Genomic DNA, 16,377 nt, shown 5'->3' on the forward strand with positions numbered 1-16,377 from the left:
ATAGTGTGCCCGACCACCTGGAGCCCCCCCCCTCGCGTCGCCCTCGCAGCGGTTTGCGGTGGGGGTGTCGATTCTCCGCGGAGAAGCGACCGCTGGACGCCGTCGAGGCGGTGCGCCGGGCCGAGGGCTGCACCCTGGACATCTACGGTGCGGGAGCGCTGGAAAAGCGCCTGCGCTCTGCCGTCGACCGGCCCGGCCTGCGTGAGCGAGTCCGGCTGCACGGCGAAGTGAGCCAGGCGGAGTGCCTTACGGCCATGCGTGCCCACGACGTGCTGTTGTTCCCGTCCGCCGGGTGCGACACGCAGGGCATGGTGCTGCTCGAAGCGGTCGCGGCCGGGATTCCGGTGCTGCACTGCGACCCCGACGTCACCGAAACCGTCCCCGAAGGCGGCGAATTCCGTGCGCGCGACGCCTCGACGGACGCGCTCGCCGAGGCGTTGCGCCTGCTGGCGCAGCAGCGGGACCGGCTCGACGCCATGCGCGAGGTGCTGGCGCGGCACGCGGATCGGACGCTGCAGTCCCGGTTCACCGAACGCCTGGTCGCGGTCTACACCGGGGCGATCGCCGCGTCAGGCCGGTTGCCGTAGCGGCAAACCCGCGGCCGCGTAGATCGCGTCGATGACCGTCATCGTCGCCACCGCGTCGTCCGGCGCGGTCAGTACCGGCTCGCCGTGCCGCACCGCCGCGACGAAGGCGTCGAGTTGATAGGCGTAGGTGCTGCGGCGCGGGACCCGCTCCGTGCGAATGCCGCGCTCCGAACGCACCGACAGCCTGCGCGGCAGTTGCGGCGCCACCGGATTGAGCAACCGCAGTTCACCGCGTTCGCCCACCACTCGCGCACCGATGCGCAGCACGTCCGACGACCACATCGAGCACCGCAGCCGTCCGGTGTGACCGGAAGGAAAGCGCAGCTCGGCGCTCATCGCGCGGTCGATGTCCGGGCCGCGTAATTTCGCCGTCGCCGCGACGACCTCCGGATTCTCGCCGCCGAAGACCCGCGCCATGTGGACCGCGTAGCAGCCCGCGTCCATCAGCGCCCCGCCTGCGAGTGCGTAGTCGTAGCGGATATCGGAGAACCGCGGCAGCGGAAAGCACATCGCGGTGTCCACCCGCACCAGCTCGCCGAGTTCGCCGGAGGCGATGATCTCCTCGGCCCGCCTGGTCATCGGGTGGTAGCGGTAGTGGAACGCCTCCATGACCACCCGGTCCGACGTCGCGGCCAGCGCCGCGATCTCCCGCGCCTCGGCGGCGTTGGCGGTGAACGGCTTCTCGCACAGCACATGCTTGCCCGCCGCGAGCGCCTCCTTGGTCCACCGGCCGTGCAGACCATTGGGCAGCGGGTTGTAGACCGCGTCGATGTCGGGTGCGGCGATCAGTGCGGCGTAGCTGTCGAAGACCCGCGCGATGCCGTGCTTCCGGGCGAACGCACGTCCGCGTCCGGGGTCACGGGCGGCCACGGCGGCGACCACCACGTCCGGGCTCGCCGCGGCGGGCCGCACGAGAGCCGCCGGCGCGATGCGTGCGGCGCCCAGGATGCCGATCCGCAGGGGCGCTCCGGGTTGCGTCATGGGCGCGACTGTAGCAATGGGACCGCTTGTGCCGCCGAGTGATCCGTCAGGAGGACGGTGCGTCGCCGTATACGATCAACCAGATGGCGCGGCCGAGCGCCTCCGCCAGTGCGTCGTCGGTGACTCCCGACCCGGACGAGAAGCTCGCCGCGATCGCTCGCTCGACCATCGAGGTGAGCACGATGGCGGTGGCCTGCGGGTCGATCGCCGGGCTGATCCGGCCCTCGGCCAGGTCGGTCTCCAATCGCGATCGCACCACTCGCACGAACGCGGCGACCCGGCCGCGCCAATACGCGCCGACGTCACGGTCGTAGGCGGCCACCTCGCTCAGCGCCAGCAGTAGGGAGCGGTGCTCGCGGAAGCCCGCGATCATGGTTCGCACGGCCGCCACCACACCGGCCTGCCGCCCGCTGTGCTCGGCGAGCCACCAGCGCTCGGCGGCCTCGAACAGATCGGCCGTGGCCAATTCTGCCATCCTGATCAGCAGCTGACTCTTGTCCGGGAAGTACCGGTAGAACGTCGAGCGCGCCGACTGCGACGCGGCGGCGATCCGGTGGACGGCGATCTCGGTGTAGGGCGTGCCATCGGCGAGCAACTCCTCCACCGCGGCGAGGACACGTCGTTCGAATTCCGCGCGCCGGTCGTCGACCGGTTTCCGCGCGCTTCTGGGGACTCGGGTCAGCGAGGGCATCCGGCTCCTCTCTGCGGCGCGGCGGCCGCCTTACTCGGCTGTGCCGGTCGGGTGCGTCCCACCATGGCGTCCATTCTGCCGACACGGCACCGATATTGACATTCGGGCACACACGGCTCACGATCGATCGGACATAGTGTCCGAGACTACGTGACCGAGGTGTTCGGATGCGCGGATCCTCCTCTCCGGCAATCGAGTACACCGACGTGGTGGTGGTGGGCGCGCGCTGCGCGGGCTCCGCGGCCGCCATCGCGTTCGCCATGGCAGGGCGGGACGTCGTCGCGCTGGACTCGGCGCGCTTTCCATCCGACACCCTTTCGACACACCTGCTGTGGCCCGCGGGCCTGGCCGAACTGCGCCGCGTGGGCGCTCTGGAGCGCGTTCTTCAGCTCGGCGCGCCCCCGCTGACCACGGCCTTCGCCGATGGTGGCGGCCTTCAGGTCCGGTCGTCGTTCACACCGGTGGACGGCATCGGCCATGCGATGTGCGTGCGGCGGACCGGATTGGACGCCGCGCTGGTGGCCACCGCCGTCGCGGCCGGAGCGCGGATCCGGGCGGGCGTCCGGGTCACCGACCTGGTGTGGTCCGGCGGTCGCTGCGTCGGCGTCCGCTACACCGAAGCCGATGGCGTGCACGAGGTGCGCGCCCGCCTGATCGTCGGGGCGGACGGCCGCCGCAGTACGGTGGCCCGGCTCGTCGGCGCCGCCCGGCCCCGGTTGTCCACACCGAGCGGGCGGGACTGCTACTTCGCGTACTGGCACGACGGCGCGACCGACCAGCGGCACATCGCCGCGCAATGGCGTTGCGGTCCCGACCTCGGCACCGCGTTTCCCTGCGACGACGGTCTACTGCTCAGCCTGGTCCAACCGCCCGCGCAGCCTTCCGAACCGGGGGCCGGTCGGGCCGAGCGCCGGTATCAGGAGGCCATCGACCGGCTACCGGGCCTCGGGCTGCGGCTGCGCGACTGCCGCAGAGTAGGGCGAGTGCGTGCGGCCACCGGCCTGGCGTCCTACTTCCGGCGCTCGACCGGGCCGGGCTGGGCGCTGCCTGGTGACGCGGGCCATTTCAAGGACCCGGTGACCGCGCAGGGCATACGCGACGCCGTGCGCTACGGCCGGTTGCTCGGCGAACTCGCCGCACCCGCCCTCGACGACACCGCGCACCTCGACACCGTCCTGACCGCGTGGGAACAGCTGCGCGATCGCGAGTGCCTAGGCGTCTACCAGTGGACCAATCGCCTGGCCCGGGGCACGGCGATGCGCCCGCTGGAGATCGAGCTCTACCGCAAGGCCGCCGGCGACCCCGTGCTGGCCGACCGGGTCACCGAAGTCTTCTCCCGCACCGTCGAACCGAAGGACGTCTTCACTCCCGCACGCGCCGCAGCGTTCGGGGCGGGAGCGCTGCGCGACTCCTGGCGGGCACCGTGGCCCGTCCTCGCCGACCTGGTCGGCGAATGCCGCGACACGGTCTCCGAACGAAGGGAAGCCCGGGCCTTCACGAGCACCGGGCCCGCCGGCGCCATCCCGTCCCGGCCGCCGCAAGACAGTCTCGCGGCATCTTCAGGAGATCGACATGCATGACCCGCGCCCTCGGCCGACCATCGACCTCACCCGCCGCGACCTGCTGCGCGGCGCGCTCGCGGCCGGAGTATCCATCGCCGCCGCCCCCGCCCACGCCGCACCACCGGGAGTACGCCGAACGCCAGGACTACGCACCGCCGGAAAGTCGGTCGCGGTTCTCGGCGGCGGAGTCGCCGGGCTCTCGGCGGCACACGAACTGATCGAATGCGGCTACGAGGTCACCGTGTACGAACCGGCGTTCCTCGGCGGCAAGGCACGCAGTGTGGGCGTGCCAGGCACCGGCACCGAGGGCCGCGCGGACCTGCCCGGCGAGCACGGCTTCCGGTTCTTCCCCGGCTGCTATCAGAATCTTCCGGACACCATGCGCCGAATTCCGTTCCCCGGCAATGCCGATGGCGTGGCGGGCAACCTGGTTCGCGTCGAGGGTACGGTCGCGGGATTCCGCGGCAGGCCGCCACTGTTCGCGCCGGTCGATTTCGGGGGCCTCGACCAGCTCACACCACAGCGCATACAGAACACGCTGATCGGCGCCTTCGGCTTCATTCCCGAACTGCCCCCGGCCGAACTGGCCTTCTTCGCCAAACAGATGACCATCTGGTTCACCTCGTGCACCGAACGGCGGTTCGGCCAATGGGAATACATGACGTGGGAACAGATCCTGCGCGCCGAGGGCAAGTCGGCGGCCTACCGCGAATACCTCGTCAGCGCCCTCACCCGCATCACCGTCGCGGCCAAACCCCAGTCGAGTTCGGCCCGCACGATCGGCACCATCGGGGAGGCCCTGGTCCTGGCGGGAACCGGGGCGATCCCGCAATACTCCGCCGGTATCGACCGTATTCTCAACCGCCCCACCAACGAAGCCTGGATCGAGCCGTGGGTGACGCACCTGCGGTCGCGAGGCGTGCAATTCGTGCTGGGGCAGCGGGCGACGCGGTTGGAGTTGCGAGACGGCCGGATCGCCTCCACAACCGTCACCGATCCCAACGGCCGCTCCAGCGCGGTCACCGCGGACTGGTATCTGTGCGCGATGCCGGTGGACAAGGCGGTCGCGCTACTGAGCGACGAGATCATCGACGCCGACCCGCATCTGGCGGGCATGCGCGAACTCCGGACCGATTGGATGGTCGGCATCCAGTACTACCTCTCCCGCCCGACCGAATTGCCGGAAGGCCACATCGCCGCGCTCGGCTCGCCGTGGGCGCTCACCGCCTTGCGTCAAGCGCCGATGTGGGTAGGCGAGTTCGCCGCCCGGTACGGCGACGGCACCGTGCGAGAATGCCTTTCGGTGGACATCTCCGACTGGGACTCCCCCGGCATCCGCTTCCACCGAACGGCCAAACAGTGCACCGCCGCCGAGATCGCCGAAGAGGTGTGGGCACAGCTGAGCGAATGGCTCAACACCGGCACGGGCTGGCTGCGTCCCGAGGACATCCGCTCCTGGCATCTGGACCCCGGAATCACCTGGACCGCGAGCGGCATCCACAACGAAACCCCACTGCTGGTCAACACCGTCGGCTCCTACGACCACCGCCCGGAGGCCCGCTGCGCCGTGCCGAACCTCTTCTTCGGCGGCGACCACGTGCGCAACAACATCGACCTCGCCACCATGGAGGGCGCCAACGAATCCGGCCGCGCCGCCACGAACGCGATCCTCGATGCCGCCGACGATCCAGCGCCCCACGTCCCGGTCTTCCCCTTGGTGTCCCTGCCGGTCTTCGACCCGTGGAAACGCATCGACGCCGACCGTTACCGCGCCGGACTGCCGCACCTGCTCGACGTGTGAGCGGCCCGCTCCCATGGCAGCGTGAGCCGCGGCCGCGCGAATCAGGGCAGCCCTAGGATGCCTCGGCGGCGGTCATGCTCGTGGTGGTCAGGATCGTGTGGGCGACCAGCTCGGGGTCGTCGATCATCGGAACGTGACCGGTGTCCGGCAGAACGGAGAACGCGGCCTCGGGCAGCCGCGCCCGCGCGATCGGTATATGGATCTGTGCGGGCAGCACACGATCGCGCTCCGACCAGGCCACCGTGATCGGGCACGGCAACGGGTCCAGCGCGGCGATCTGTTCGTCGGTGCCCAGCAGATCGGCGGTGACGGTGCAGCCGAGCAGGTCCCGGAGGAACGTCATGGCCTGTGCCGCGCAGGCGCGATCACCGTGGACGGCGATGTTGCGCAACGCCGTTCGCCGCACCGCCGCGCTGCGCAGGCCCACCGGGGCGAGGAAGCCGAGCAGCCGCCCGGTGCTCACCTCGCGGGCGATGCGGCGGGTCGCGGCCGCACGGCTTCGGTCCCCGGCTTCCCAGAAGCCCGCTGGCGAGAGCGCGCAGACGGTCTCGGCTCGCCCGCGCCGGGCCAATTCGATGGCCATCCAGCCGCCCAGCGAATTACCCGCGACGTGCACCCGGCGCAGTCCGAGCCCGTCCAGCCGCCGTTCGATGTCGTCCACCAAGTGCTCGACCCGCGCCGGACGCCGCAGGGCCCGCGGTCCGCCCCGATGCCCGACCGCGGTCGGCGTGATCACCTCGTGCCGCGCGGCGAGCAAGGGTGTGACGTCATCCCACACCCGTTCGGACATCGTGACACCGTGCAGGAGAACGAGCGGGGGCTTGCTGGGCATTGGCGTCCCTTCGAATTCGTAGTGCGGTCTCGAAGGTGGATACCACAACTTCACCTATTGTGGCAGCGAAAACCCCGACCTCACCGGGCGATCGCCGGAGTTTGCTCTCCGCAACGCTGCTCGCCGTGCCGGTATCGCCGCCACCCCCGTCGCACCCTCACCGGCGGACCACGATTCCCGCACGCCGGAATGGTGACATGCCACAATGTTCGCCCGGTCAGAGGGCATCCGGACGCCAGGTGGCGACCGCCCAGATCACGACGATGTTCAGCGCGATCACCAGGATCGACCACGCCGGGTAGTACGGCAGCCACAGGAAGTTCGCGATGATCGACAGCGCGGCCAGGCAGATCGCCACCACCCGCGCCCAGGTCGTGCCGGTCATCAAGCCCAGCGCCGCGATGACCAGGAGGATGCCGAGCACGATGTGGATCCAGCCCCAAGTCGTAGTGTCGTATTTGTAGACATAGTCGGCGCCGACGACGATGAGTTCGTCCGCGGCGACCGCGGAGATCCCCTCGAAGATAGACAGCACACCGACGGTGAGCAGCAGGATCGCGGCCGCGATGGACGTGCCCGCCGCGATGCCACGGCGAACGGGGTGTGACTCCGGTTCGGTCATGTGCGTCATCGGTCGCCCCCTTTCTCGGGAAGTAATGGACGCCTTCCGAATCTCCACCACTCGCCCCGTCCAGCACTTCACCCGTTTCGGATGACTCCGATATTTCGCGTTCGCGCGAAATGAAAATTCCATAACGACGACACACGATCTGATCGAGCGGACTTCGCACCGGGTATGTTCCGCTACCGAGGCGCGGTAGTGATCTGTCAGCACACGGCCCGGGAGGCACGGTGACCACATCGCACGTCCCCGCTCTACGCCGCATCCCCGCCGCGGCGCGGTCCGCTGCCGAAATACCGGCGTTGCCGTTCACCCCGATTCCCCGGCCCGATCTGTACGCCGCCGCCGACAGCATGTCCGGTACCGGGCACGTACTACTGCTGCGCGCACCCGCCGGGACCGGGAAGTCGGTGCTGGCGGCCGACTGGGCGGCCCGGCACGCCGCGGGCGGATCCGATGTCGCCTGGCTGACCGTCACCGAGCAGCTCGACGACGCGACGTCGCTGTGGACGGTGCTGCACGAGCGGTTCGAGATCGCGACCACGTCCGACGCCTGTCCCCCTGCCGCGTACGCCACGGCGCTCGTCGAGACGCTGGCCGCGCGCACGACGCCGACGATCCTCGTGCTCGACGACGCTCATCTGCTCACCGATCCGCTCCTGCTCGCGGGTATCGAATATTTCCTGCACCATGCGCCGCCCACCGTCACGACGATGCTGTGCGCCCGCTCGGCTCCGCCGATCCGCTGGCACGTCCTGGAACTGCACGCGCGGCTGACCCGCTGGGGCGCGGGCGAACTCGCCTTCACCGCGGACGAGATCGACGCGCTGTGCCGCCACCACGGATGCGAACTCACCGGCGCCGAGCTCGATGCGCTCGGCACCCTGACCCGGGGCTGGGCCGCGCTCGTGCGCATCGCCGCCATCCATCTGGCCGCCGGATCCGACGACCGCGCCGCGGCGCTCGCCGTTCTCGCCCGCCCGGCGCGCGCGGTCACCGATTTCCTGCTAGGGGAACTCGTCGAGGTACTGCCGCCCACGCTGCGCCGGTTCCTCACCTGCACCAGCATTCCGGTCGCGTTCACCGAGCAGCTCGCCGACGAACTCGTTGGCGGCGGTGCGGGGCACTCGCTCCACGAACTCGACCTTATCGGCTTCCCGATCGACTCGGTCGTGCGCGACGGCGACGTCTGGTTCTCCTGTCATCCGCTGGTGCGCGCCTATTTCCTCGCCGAAGCTCGCCGCCTCGGGCCGCACGTGTGCGCGGAACTGCATCGCCGGTCGGCCCGCTGGTTGCGGACCGCGGGGCTGCCCGAGACCGCGCTGCCGCATCAGCTCGCGGGCGCGGACCACGAGCAACTGTGCGAATTCTTGTCGGCGTGTGCGCTGCGCATGGTTCTCGACGGCACGGGCCGGACGCTGTTCGACCATCTGGCCCGTTCGGCGCCGGCGTTGCTCGACGACCCCTTTCTCTGGCTGGTGCGCGTCGTCGACGCTCTCGTCGCGGGCAGCGCGACCGCCGCGGTGGCGTGCCTGGACACCGCGGCGGCGCGGCGCGCGGCCAAGGCCTCCTTCGCCGACACGCAGCGGCTGGACGCGCTCACCCTCGCCGCGACCATCGACGTCGCGGCGACCACCGGGGCGGTGCTGCCCGAGTCTCCGGAGGCCGTCGCGCCGACCGGCGACCCCGATCTCGACGCCTACACCGAGATCCAGATCGCCACCGCCTTCGTCGCGGGCGGTGCGGTCACGCGCGGAGAACAGTTACTGCACTCCGGGCTCGCGCTGGCCGAGCACGCGGGGCGCCCTCGCCTGGTGCTGCGTGCGCTGACCCGGCTGGCGTTCGCCGCCGACGCCGTCGACGCCGCCACCGCGATGCGGGACCGCGCGGCGCGCGCGCTGGCGATCGCGGAGAAGCACGGGCTGCTGGAGACCACCGACGCCGTCCAGGCGACCGCCGTGGCCGCCTACGGCGCCTACCTGCAAGGCGAGACACCGGGCGCGGCGCAGATCGCGTCGGTGCTCACCGAGCGGGTCGACCACGACGGATCCCACGGTCCGGCCGCAGGATGGCGCGGGCACGTCGTGGGCCGCCTGCTCGAACTCGAGCGCGCCGAGGAGCAGTCGGCCGCGGTCGACGCGCTGCGCCGCAGCCTGCTCGTCCTGCTCGAGCACAAGGCGGTGCCCGCGGCGACCGGCAGCCTGATCCTGCCGGTGGTGTGGGCGCTGCTGCGCGTGCACGATGCCAGGACGGCGCAACTGCTGGTCGAACGCGCCCGCGGTATCGTCGGCGAACTGCCCGAGGTGCGGTTGGCCGATGCGGCACTGCACGCCGCGGCCGATCGTCGCAAGGCGACCTGCGCGGTGCTCGAACCACTGCTGGACCGCGCGGGCGAGCTGCGCCCGGTCAGCGCGGTCACCGGGTGGCTGCTCTACTCCGCGGCACAGCACGAGTCCCGCGCTCCGGCCAAAGCCCTCACCGCGCTGGAGAACGCGCTGGGTTCCGCGACGCCGCACCGGCTGCTGCGGCCGTTCCTCGACGTGCCCGCCGCGATGCCCTTGTTGGACGGCTACGCGGGCCGTCTCGGCCGGGCGGAGAGCTTCGCGGAGTCGATCCGCCGTCATCCCGCGGCGCGGCGCAGGCCTGCCTACCCCGCCTTGACCCACACCGAGATGACCGTGCTCAAGCAGTTGCCCTCCGGCCGCACCGCCCAGCAGATCGCCGAGGACCTCGGGGTCTCGGTCAACACCGTGAAGACCCACCTGCGCGGCATCTACGGCAAGCTGGGCACCAATTCCCGCGTCGACGCGCTGCATCACGCTCGCCGCGGCGGCCTGCTCTGACGGTGCCGCTCCGGCGATTCCCCTGCGCCGCCGTCGGCACCCGATGCCGTCAGCCGCGCCGACGCCGGCCCAGCCCCTCGCTGACCCGGCGCCCCGGGGTTCACCCGGTCGCCGACTCCGCACGCAGGATCAGCACGGTGATCTCGCTCGGGGCGAACACCCGCAGCTGCGGACCCCAGAATCCCGTGCCCCGGCTGGTGTAGAGCTGAGTGCGCTCGCCGTGGCGGCTCAGCCCGGCCACGACGGGCTGCTCGAGGCGAACGAGATAGTGGAACGGCCAGATCTGGCCGCCGTGGGTGTGGCCGGAGATCTGCAGCGCCACTCCCGCGGCCGCGGCCTCGGCGACCTGCCTGGGCTGGTGGGCGAGCAAGACGACCGGAACGTCCGGGTCCGCCCCTGCGAGCGCGGCGGGCAGGTCGGGGCCGTGACCGGTCAAGCCGATGCCGGTCGGGTCATCGATGCCCGCGATCACCAGCCGGTCGTCGCCACGGCGCACGACCTCGTGCTGATTGTGCAACGGCTGCCAGCCGAGTGCGGCCATGTGCTCGATCCAGCCCTGCGCGTCACCGAAATACTCGTGATTGCCGGTGATGTAGAACCGGCCGAGTTCGGCCTCGACCTTGCCGAGCGGATCGACCTGCGCGTGCCGCTTCGCCACCGACCCGTCCGCGAGGTCGCCCGCGTGGCAGGCGATGTCGGGCCGTTGCGCGTTGACCACCTCGACCACGCGTTCCGACCAGCGCAGCCGGTTCAGCGCGGCGTAATGGGTGTCGGTCACGACGACCACGCGCAGTCCGTCCAGCGCGGAACCGAGACCTGGAATCGCGACATCCACCGTGCGCACCCGCGGCACCCGGCGCGCCTCGATCACACCCCACACCACCAGCACCGCCACGGCCGCGAGCACGCCCGCCGCGACGATCCGCGAGCGAGCGGGGTCGCCCACGCCCGCGACGGTCAATCCCGCGCGCGCCAGATTGCCCAGCACCGACCAGCTGAACAGCACCCACATGACGCCCAGCAGGGTGTCGCCGACGATCGAGGCCGCGTCCGACTGCACGGGCCCGTGGCCGAGATACATCGCCGCGGGCAGGCACGCGAACCCGAGCAGGAACAGTGCCGAACCCAGCCAGAACAGCGGACCGGATTCGTCGGTGGTCGCCGCCACCAGCGTCCACCAGGGCAGCAGGAACAAGACAGCGGGAATCGCCAGGAACAAGATCAGGCGGGGCACAAACTTCAAGAGGGCTCGTCCTCGTGCGCGGGTGTAGCGCGCGGTCCCTCTCCGGCGCCATGGGCGCTTTCGACCATAGCAGCGGTCATGCCACACCGAGCCGCTCGGCGGCCACGGTGAGATCCTTGTCCCCGCGGCCGGACAGGCACAGCACGATCAGCGAGCCCGCGGGAATCTCACCGTGGTCGGCCATCTCCATCAGATACCCCACGGCGTGGGCGGATTCCAATGCCGCGAGGATTCCTTCGGTATGGCTGAGTGCCTGCATGCCGCGCAGCGCCACCGCATCGGTGGCGGCCCGGTAGGTCACCCGGCCGCTGTCCTTCAAATGGCTCAGCTCGGGGCCGACACCCGGATAGTCCAGTCCCGCCGCGATGCTGTGCGTCCGCGCGATCTGACCGTCCTCGTCCTGCAGCAGATAGCTGTAGGAGCCGTCGATCTCACCCGGGCTGCCCATGCAGAGGGTTGCGGCGTGCTCGCCGGTGTCCACCCCCCGTCCGGCCGCTTCGACGCCGATCAGCCGCACCCGTGGATCGTCGGCGAACGGATGGAAGACCCCGATCGCATTGCTGCCGCCGCCGACACAGGCCAGGACATAATCGGGCAGCCTGCCCTCGACGCGCGCGATCTGATTCCTGGTCTCCGTGCCGATCACCGTTTGGAAATCCCGCACGATCCGCGGGTACGGCGCGGGCCCCGCCGCGGTGCCGAACAGATAGTAGGTGGTGTCCACGGTGGACACCCAGTCGCGGACCGACTCGCTGATCGCCTCCTTCAGTCTGCGCGAACCGATGTCGACCGGCCGCACCTCGGCACCGAGCAGCCTCATCCGCATCACGTTCGACGCCTGGCGGCGCATGTCCTCGGTTCCCATGTAGACCACACAGGTCAATCCGAGCATCGCCGATACCGTCGCGACCGCGACGCCGTGCTGCCCCGCGCCGGTCTCGGCGATGATCCGCTTCTTGCCCATCCGCCGGGCCAGCAACGCCTGCCCGACGGCGTTGTTGATCTTGTGGGCGCCCGTGTGGGCCATGTCCTCGCGCTTGAGATACACGCGGGCGCCCGGCACACCCAGCAACTCTTCGAAGCGCGGTACCTGATGCAGCAACGTGGGCCGACCGACCCGGTCCCGCAATAGTTCTCGATACTCGGCCACGAACCCGGGGTCGTCTCGCGCGAGGCGATAGGCGTCCTCCAGATCCAGTAGCGCGGCCATCAGGCCCTCGGGGACGAATCTGCCTCCGAACACGCCGAACCGCCCGCGTTCGTCGGGGAACATCTCGTGCCGGGATGCGCTCACCGCCACGTCAAGGTCAATCCTCATCAACACCAACGCTTTCACCGCCAAAGAGCCGACGGGTCAGTCTGTTTCGCTAGCGCTAGCACAACCCGACGGGTTGGCAACAAGCGAGTTAACAGACTAAATCGTTCGGATGGCTCGAGCCTTCTCACTGGTGGAGGCGATCGGCGCGGGTGGGCTCCCGGTGCGTGGCTACCGGTCGGCAGGCACGGTGGCGGAGATCCGAGCGACCAGCTGCCACGGCCGCTCGGTGTCGGTGGTGGCCTTGCCGCTGGTGAGGATCGCCCCGGACAGCCCACGAGCCGGATCGGCCCACCCGTACTGCGTGGTCAATCCGCTGCGCCCGAAGTGCGACCCGGTGTCGCGGCCGAATTTCGACCGGCGCCCTCCGAGTTCGAACCCCGCCCGGCTGACACGTCCGGCGACGCCGGGTATCCAGCGAGCCGGGCGCACTGCCTCGGCCAAGGTCTCGGGCCTGATGATGCGCCGTCCGTCCGGTGCGCGGCGCGTGAGGATCTCGTAGAACCGCGACAATTCCGACGCGGTGGTGATCAGATTGCCCGACGGCAGTTCGGCGGTGAGGAAGGCGTCGGTCGCCGAGCGCGACGCCCGGTCCATTCGTCCACCGATGGCCTTGCGCGCCAGAAACGTCGCCGTGCGCGACGGAGCCGGACCGGTTTTCACGCTCGGCACGACTTTGCCGACGTCCTCGGGTCGCACACCGAAATTGGTCCAGCGGAAATCGAACGGCTCGAGCACCTGCTCGGCGAGATGGTCCCGCATCCGCTTGCCGGTGGCGCGCTGCACCAGCAACCGCAGGATCAACCCGATGGTCAGCGCGTGGTACACGCGGAACCGTCCCGGCTTCCAACTCGGGACCAGGTCGGCCAGCCCACGCACGGCCAGTTCCTCGTCGAGTACCAGATCGACGCCTTGATACGGCGGTGGGACGAAGGGGATCCCGGCGGAGTGCGAAAGTACGTCACCGATCGTGATGGCGGCCTTGCCGTTCGACGCGAACTCGGGAATGTAGCCGGACACCGGCTCGTCGAGGGTGAACGCCCCCTGCTCGACGAGCATGAACATCAGCGCTCCGGCAACGCCCTTCGCGGTCGAGAAGCCGCAGAACGGCGTGTCCGGGGTAGCCGGGATCTTGACCGCGTCCGGCCCGTCGCCCGGCGCGTTGCCCCAGCCGTGCCCGATGGCGCGATTCAGGACGATCCTGCCCTCGCGGCGCAGGCAGACCTGGATCGCCGGAGTGGTGCCCAAGCGGTACCACTCCTGCACCGACGCCCACAGCGCCTCCACGCCGGCGCGGCTGATCCCAGTCGCCGCGGGATCGTCTTCGGGGCCTCGGGTCGTCACGGCCTCCAGGTCGTCGACGATCTCCACCGATCCCGCCGTTGGTGCGCTCACCCGCCCAGCTTATCGACCGGCCGCGGGCGCCGCCGCCGCCGATCACGGCGGCGGCACACCGATCGGGGTCAGCGGCCGTTCAGCCAACTCTCCTTCAGCTTCGCGTGGTTGTCCCACCAGGCCTGAACCGCTGCCGGGTCGGCGTTCCAGGGTGGCGGTGGCGACTCGCCCGGGAAGAGGAAGGTGTCGTTGGGGGCGGCGGCGGTCGTCGGTTCGGGGTATTCCGTCGTGGTGCGCGGGTGCGGCGGCGGTTGCTGCTCGGCCGGCGGCGGTTCGGGGCCAGGAGGCACCGGCAGGGGCAGTTGAGCCTGCGCGTTCGCGGGATGCGGCGCCGGCGGCTCGGGATACGGCTCCGGGGTGACCGCCGCCTCCGGAACGATGGACACGGGCGCCCGCTCCGCCGCCGCCGTCGGGGTCGCGAGCGCTGGATTCGGGTCGACGGGCTGGGGGGCGGTGAGGGACGCCTCCGCGGGGCCGCCGATCTCGGCGTCGGCCGCACGGTCCTCCCGCGCCTGCGCGACCGCGATCGCGGCTCCGCCCAGCAGTGCGGCAACAGCGGCCCCGGCGAGGATCACGCGGCCGCCACGCCTGCGATCGGCCACTGCCGGTTCCGCCGCCGCGCGCCGGAACGGGGCGGCGGCCACCAAGGCCGCACCGTAAGCGGCGGCGTTGGCATGGTCGGGCACCACGATGACCGGGGCGTCGAGCCCGGTCCGCAGCGCGGAGACCACGTCCGGATCTCCCGCCGACGCGCCGCACAGCACCACGGCGTCGGGCCGCAGCGCGGCCGCCTCCAGGGCGGGCCGGATCCGGCCGACCGCCGAATCCGCGCTCTCGGCGTCGACGACACCGGAGGACCATGTGCCGGAAAGCAGGATCTCGCCCCGATTCGGCCCCGCCACGAGGTACGACGTGTGGTATCCGACGACCTCCGATACCAGCAACGTGTCGTACTCGCCCAGGCCCGGCATCTCCTCGAGCAGCGCGAGCAGCGCTGTCTTGGTCGACACCAGCGACGACGATCGCCACGCGGCCGACGACAGTTGCGAGACGATTGCCCGCCGTTCGGCAACGGTGCGGTACGCGACCGCGACGTCATCGATTTCGGTGCGCGACCCGGCGGCGGACGTCAACGCGTCCAGCGTGGCGGCCACCGAGGCGGCGGTGGAGTGCTCGACCGGCTGTTCGATCTCCCGCAGCACGGCCGGGCGAGTGCCTCGTCGCGCCGTCGACGAGACCATCACACCGCGCACCACCGCCTGCTCCGCTGATATTCCGACTGTGGCCCTCATGAGATCACCTCTGCTCGACCGGTCTCGGTAAAGGTTCGTCACCGCGGCCGCCGGCGATCGGCTCCGGTCGGTGCACCGGACCACCCGTTCGCCGAGCGCCCACCGCACGAAATGGCGTCCTCGAAGACCGCTGGTCTCTTGGGCGCCGCTGGTAGATGCCACGCGATAGCTAACGACCACAATACGTGGGTTGACGCAGTCCGGATACGCCTTTGCGGCAGCGTCGTGCACTCTGCGGGCACAGTCGTGGCTGTTTCGAATCGGCGACGCGCCAGCGGCCGCCTTCGGGTGCGTGCGATGTTCTACTGAAGCGGCCTCCCTCCGCCGGACCAACCACGGTCCGGCCCAGCCGGAGGCAATGTTCGAAGAACTCCTTCAGGCGCTCGGCGACTTCGCCCACACTCGGATCGGATTTCGCGCATCCCTCCGGCGGACATGCCGAGCGCAATGGGTCTGCGGCCGATGCCGCCGTTCATCCTCAGGACTACCGCCGTGACACCACGCAGGCGGCATAGCGGCAGGCTCCGGATGCGAGCACGTCGGTGTGTCGGGCATGGGGTCAGCTCGCCGGAGGCGGCGGGGGCGGCCCGGGCAGGGGGATGACGATGCCGAAGGGCAGGGTGATCCCGGGCTGGGGCGTGGGTGTCGACTCCGCGTCGGGCACCGGTTCGGGTTCGGGGTCCGGCGCGCGCGGTGTGGTCATGACAGGTTCGGGGTTGCGTGGTGCGCCGTCCCGCTGCGGAGCGTCGGGCGCGGGGCCGGTGGCGGTGTCCGCTCCGGGTTGCGTGCAGTCGACAGCTTCGGCACCGGCAGCTTGCGGAATGCCTTCGGCGTCGGCAGTGTTCACGTCCGGGCCGGGGAACTGCCCGGGGTCCGCACCGTACCGTTGCCCCGGCGCCAAGGGGATGCGCCCCGCGCCGGGCTGTCCCGGTTGCGGCATCGGAGCAGGAACCGGTTGCGCGACGCAGGGATTCACCGGCGGTGGAGGCGGGCAGAAGATCCCGCACGGGATCGGCGGCAGACCGGGAAGCGTGATCATCACCTGCGTCGGCGCGTACTGCCGCTGTGGCGGCGCCGACGTCTGCGGCGTCACTTCCGGCGCCTGCACCATCGTGGTGACCGCGGTCATGTCCGTGCCCGGTCCCACCGGCGGCAACGACCCCGGCGCCACCAGATCCGGCGACACCCGCACCTGCGTCGGCGAACCACCCGA

General features: G+C 70.7%; 12 protein-coding genes and 1 pseudogene. 4 read left to right on the forward strand and 9 right to left on the reverse strand.

Features of this window, described 5'->3' with window-relative positions; translation table 11 throughout:
- A partial coding sequence (locus ACWEH3_RS32110; RefSeq protein ID WP_452358458.1) for a glycosyltransferase occupies positions 1–587 on the forward strand: 587 nt, incomplete at its 5' end.
- Here the strand turns inward: ACWEH3_RS32110 and ACWEH3_RS32115 are convergent.
- Both ACWEH3_RS32115 and ACWEH3_RS32120 read right to left on the reverse strand, forming a co-directional pair.
- Positions 570–1,568, reverse strand: a complete 999-nt coding sequence (locus ACWEH3_RS32115; RefSeq protein ID WP_450026852.1) for a Gfo/Idh/MocA family protein — start codon at positions 1,566–1,568, stop codon at positions 570–572. The two genes, ACWEH3_RS32110 and ACWEH3_RS32115, sit on opposite strands and share 18 nt — an antisense overlap.
- Before the next feature lie 46 nt (positions 1,569–1,614).
- Positions 1,615–2,259: a TetR/AcrR family transcriptional regulator gene (locus ACWEH3_RS32120; protein ID WP_450026854.1), complete on the reverse strand. Its 645-nt coding sequence runs from the start codon at positions 2,257–2,259 to the stop codon at positions 1,615–1,617.
- A gap of 167 nt (positions 2,260–2,426) precedes the next feature.
- Here ACWEH3_RS32120 and ACWEH3_RS32125 point away from each other — a divergent pair, with 167 nt between their 5' ends.
- Both ACWEH3_RS32125 and ACWEH3_RS32130 read left to right on the forward strand, forming a co-directional pair.
- The gene (locus ACWEH3_RS32125) at positions 2,427–3,839 is read left to right on the forward strand and encodes an NAD(P)/FAD-dependent oxidoreductase (RefSeq protein ID WP_452358459.1); all 1,413 of its coding nucleotides are present in this window, start codon (positions 2,427–2,429) and stop codon (positions 3,837–3,839) included.
- Positions 3,832–5,622 carry an FAD-dependent oxidoreductase gene (locus ACWEH3_RS32130; protein WP_450026163.1) on the forward strand — a complete coding sequence of 597 codons (1,791 nt, stop codon included), beginning with the start codon at positions 3,832–3,834 and terminating at the stop codon, positions 5,620–5,622. The genes ACWEH3_RS32125 and ACWEH3_RS32130 overlap by 8 nt, the downstream gene beginning before the upstream one ends.
- A 52-nt stretch (positions 5,623–5,674) precedes the next feature.
- Here the strand turns inward: ACWEH3_RS32130 and ACWEH3_RS32135 are convergent, their stop codons facing one another.
- Together ACWEH3_RS32135 and ACWEH3_RS32140 are read right to left on the reverse strand one after the other, a co-directional pair.
- On the reverse strand, positions 5,675–6,454 hold the full coding sequence (locus ACWEH3_RS32135) for an alpha/beta fold hydrolase (RefSeq protein WP_450026161.1): 780 nt from the start codon (positions 6,452–6,454) through the stop codon (positions 5,675–5,677).
- A 217-nt stretch (positions 6,455–6,671) separates the two neighbouring features.
- Entirely contained in the window at positions 6,672–7,085 is a 414-nt protein-coding gene (locus ACWEH3_RS32140; RefSeq protein ID WP_450026159.1) for a DUF7144 family membrane protein, read from the reverse strand.
- A gap of 221 nt (positions 7,086–7,306) precedes the next feature.
- Between ACWEH3_RS32140 and ACWEH3_RS32145 the strand changes: the two genes are divergently transcribed.
- Positions 7,307–9,919 (forward strand): LuxR C-terminal-related transcriptional regulator, encoded by a 2,613-nt coding sequence (locus ACWEH3_RS32145; RefSeq protein WP_450026157.1) that lies wholly within the window; start codon positions 7,307–7,309, stop codon positions 9,917–9,919.
- Between the two features lie 100 nt (positions 9,920–10,019).
- On the opposite strand, the gene ACWEH3_RS32150 is transcribed toward ACWEH3_RS32145, so the two are convergent.
- The 5 genes and pseudogenes from ACWEH3_RS32150 to ACWEH3_RS32170 form a co-directional block, all read right to left on the reverse strand.
- Positions 10,020–11,162 carry a metallophosphoesterase gene (locus ACWEH3_RS32150; RefSeq protein WP_450026155.1) on the reverse strand — a complete coding sequence of 381 codons (1,143 nt, stop codon included), beginning with the start codon at positions 11,160–11,162 and terminating at the stop codon, positions 10,020–10,022.
- Between the two features lie 76 nt (positions 11,163–11,238).
- Positions 11,239–12,480, reverse strand: a complete 1,242-nt coding sequence (gene trpB / locus ACWEH3_RS32155; RefSeq protein WP_450026153.1) for a tryptophan synthase subunit beta — start codon at positions 12,478–12,480, stop codon at positions 11,239–11,241.
- Between the two features lie 168 nt (positions 12,481–12,648).
- The gene (locus ACWEH3_RS32160) at positions 12,649–13,872 is read right to left on the reverse strand and encodes a serine hydrolase (protein WP_450026151.1); all 1,224 of its coding nucleotides are present in this window, start codon (positions 13,870–13,872) and stop codon (positions 12,649–12,651) included.
- 68 nt (positions 13,873–13,940) lie between these two features.
- Entirely contained in the window at positions 13,941–15,164 is a 1,224-nt protein-coding gene (locus ACWEH3_RS32165) for a hypothetical protein (RefSeq protein WP_452358460.1), read from the reverse strand.
- Between the two features lie 559 nt (positions 15,165–15,723).
- Positions 15,724–16,377, reverse strand: a pseudogene (locus ACWEH3_RS32170) (lytic transglycosylase); the annotation flags it as partial.

Source organism: Nocardia sp. NPDC004718 (genome assembly GCF_053601535.1).

What these genes read in the sequence shown, in the direction of transcription:
- ACWEH3_RS32115 (WP_450026852.1), bottom strand. Translation starts at nt 1,568, where the DNA reads ATGACGCAACCCGGAGCGCCCCTGCGGATCGGCATCCTGGGCGCCGCA.
- ACWEH3_RS32120 (WP_450026854.1), bottom strand. Translation starts at nt 2,259, where the DNA reads ATGCCCTCGCTGACCCGAGTCCCCAGAAGCGCGCGGAAACCGGTCGAC.
- ACWEH3_RS32125 (WP_452358459.1), top strand. Translation starts at nt 2,427, where the DNA reads ATGCGCGGATCCTCCTCTCCGGCAATCGAGTACACCGACGTGGTGGTG.
- ACWEH3_RS32130 (WP_450026163.1), top strand. Translation starts at nt 3,832, where the DNA reads ATGCATGACCCGCGCCCTCGGCCGACCATCGACCTCACCCGCCGCGAC.
- ACWEH3_RS32135 (WP_450026161.1), bottom strand. Translation starts at nt 6,454, where the DNA reads ATGCCCAGCAAGCCCCCGCTCGTTCTCCTGCACGGTGTCACGATGTCC.
- ACWEH3_RS32140 (WP_450026159.1), bottom strand. Translation starts at nt 7,085, where the DNA reads ATGACGCACATGACCGAACCGGAGTCACACCCCGTTCGCCGTGGCATC.
- trpB (WP_450026153.1), bottom strand. Translation starts at nt 12,480, where the DNA reads ATGAGGATTGACCTTGACGTGGCGGTGAGCGCATCCCGGCACGAGATG.
- ACWEH3_RS32165 (WP_452358460.1), bottom strand. Translation starts at nt 15,164, where the DNA reads ATGAGGGCCACAGTCGGAATATCAGCGGAGCAGGCGGTGGTGCGCGGT.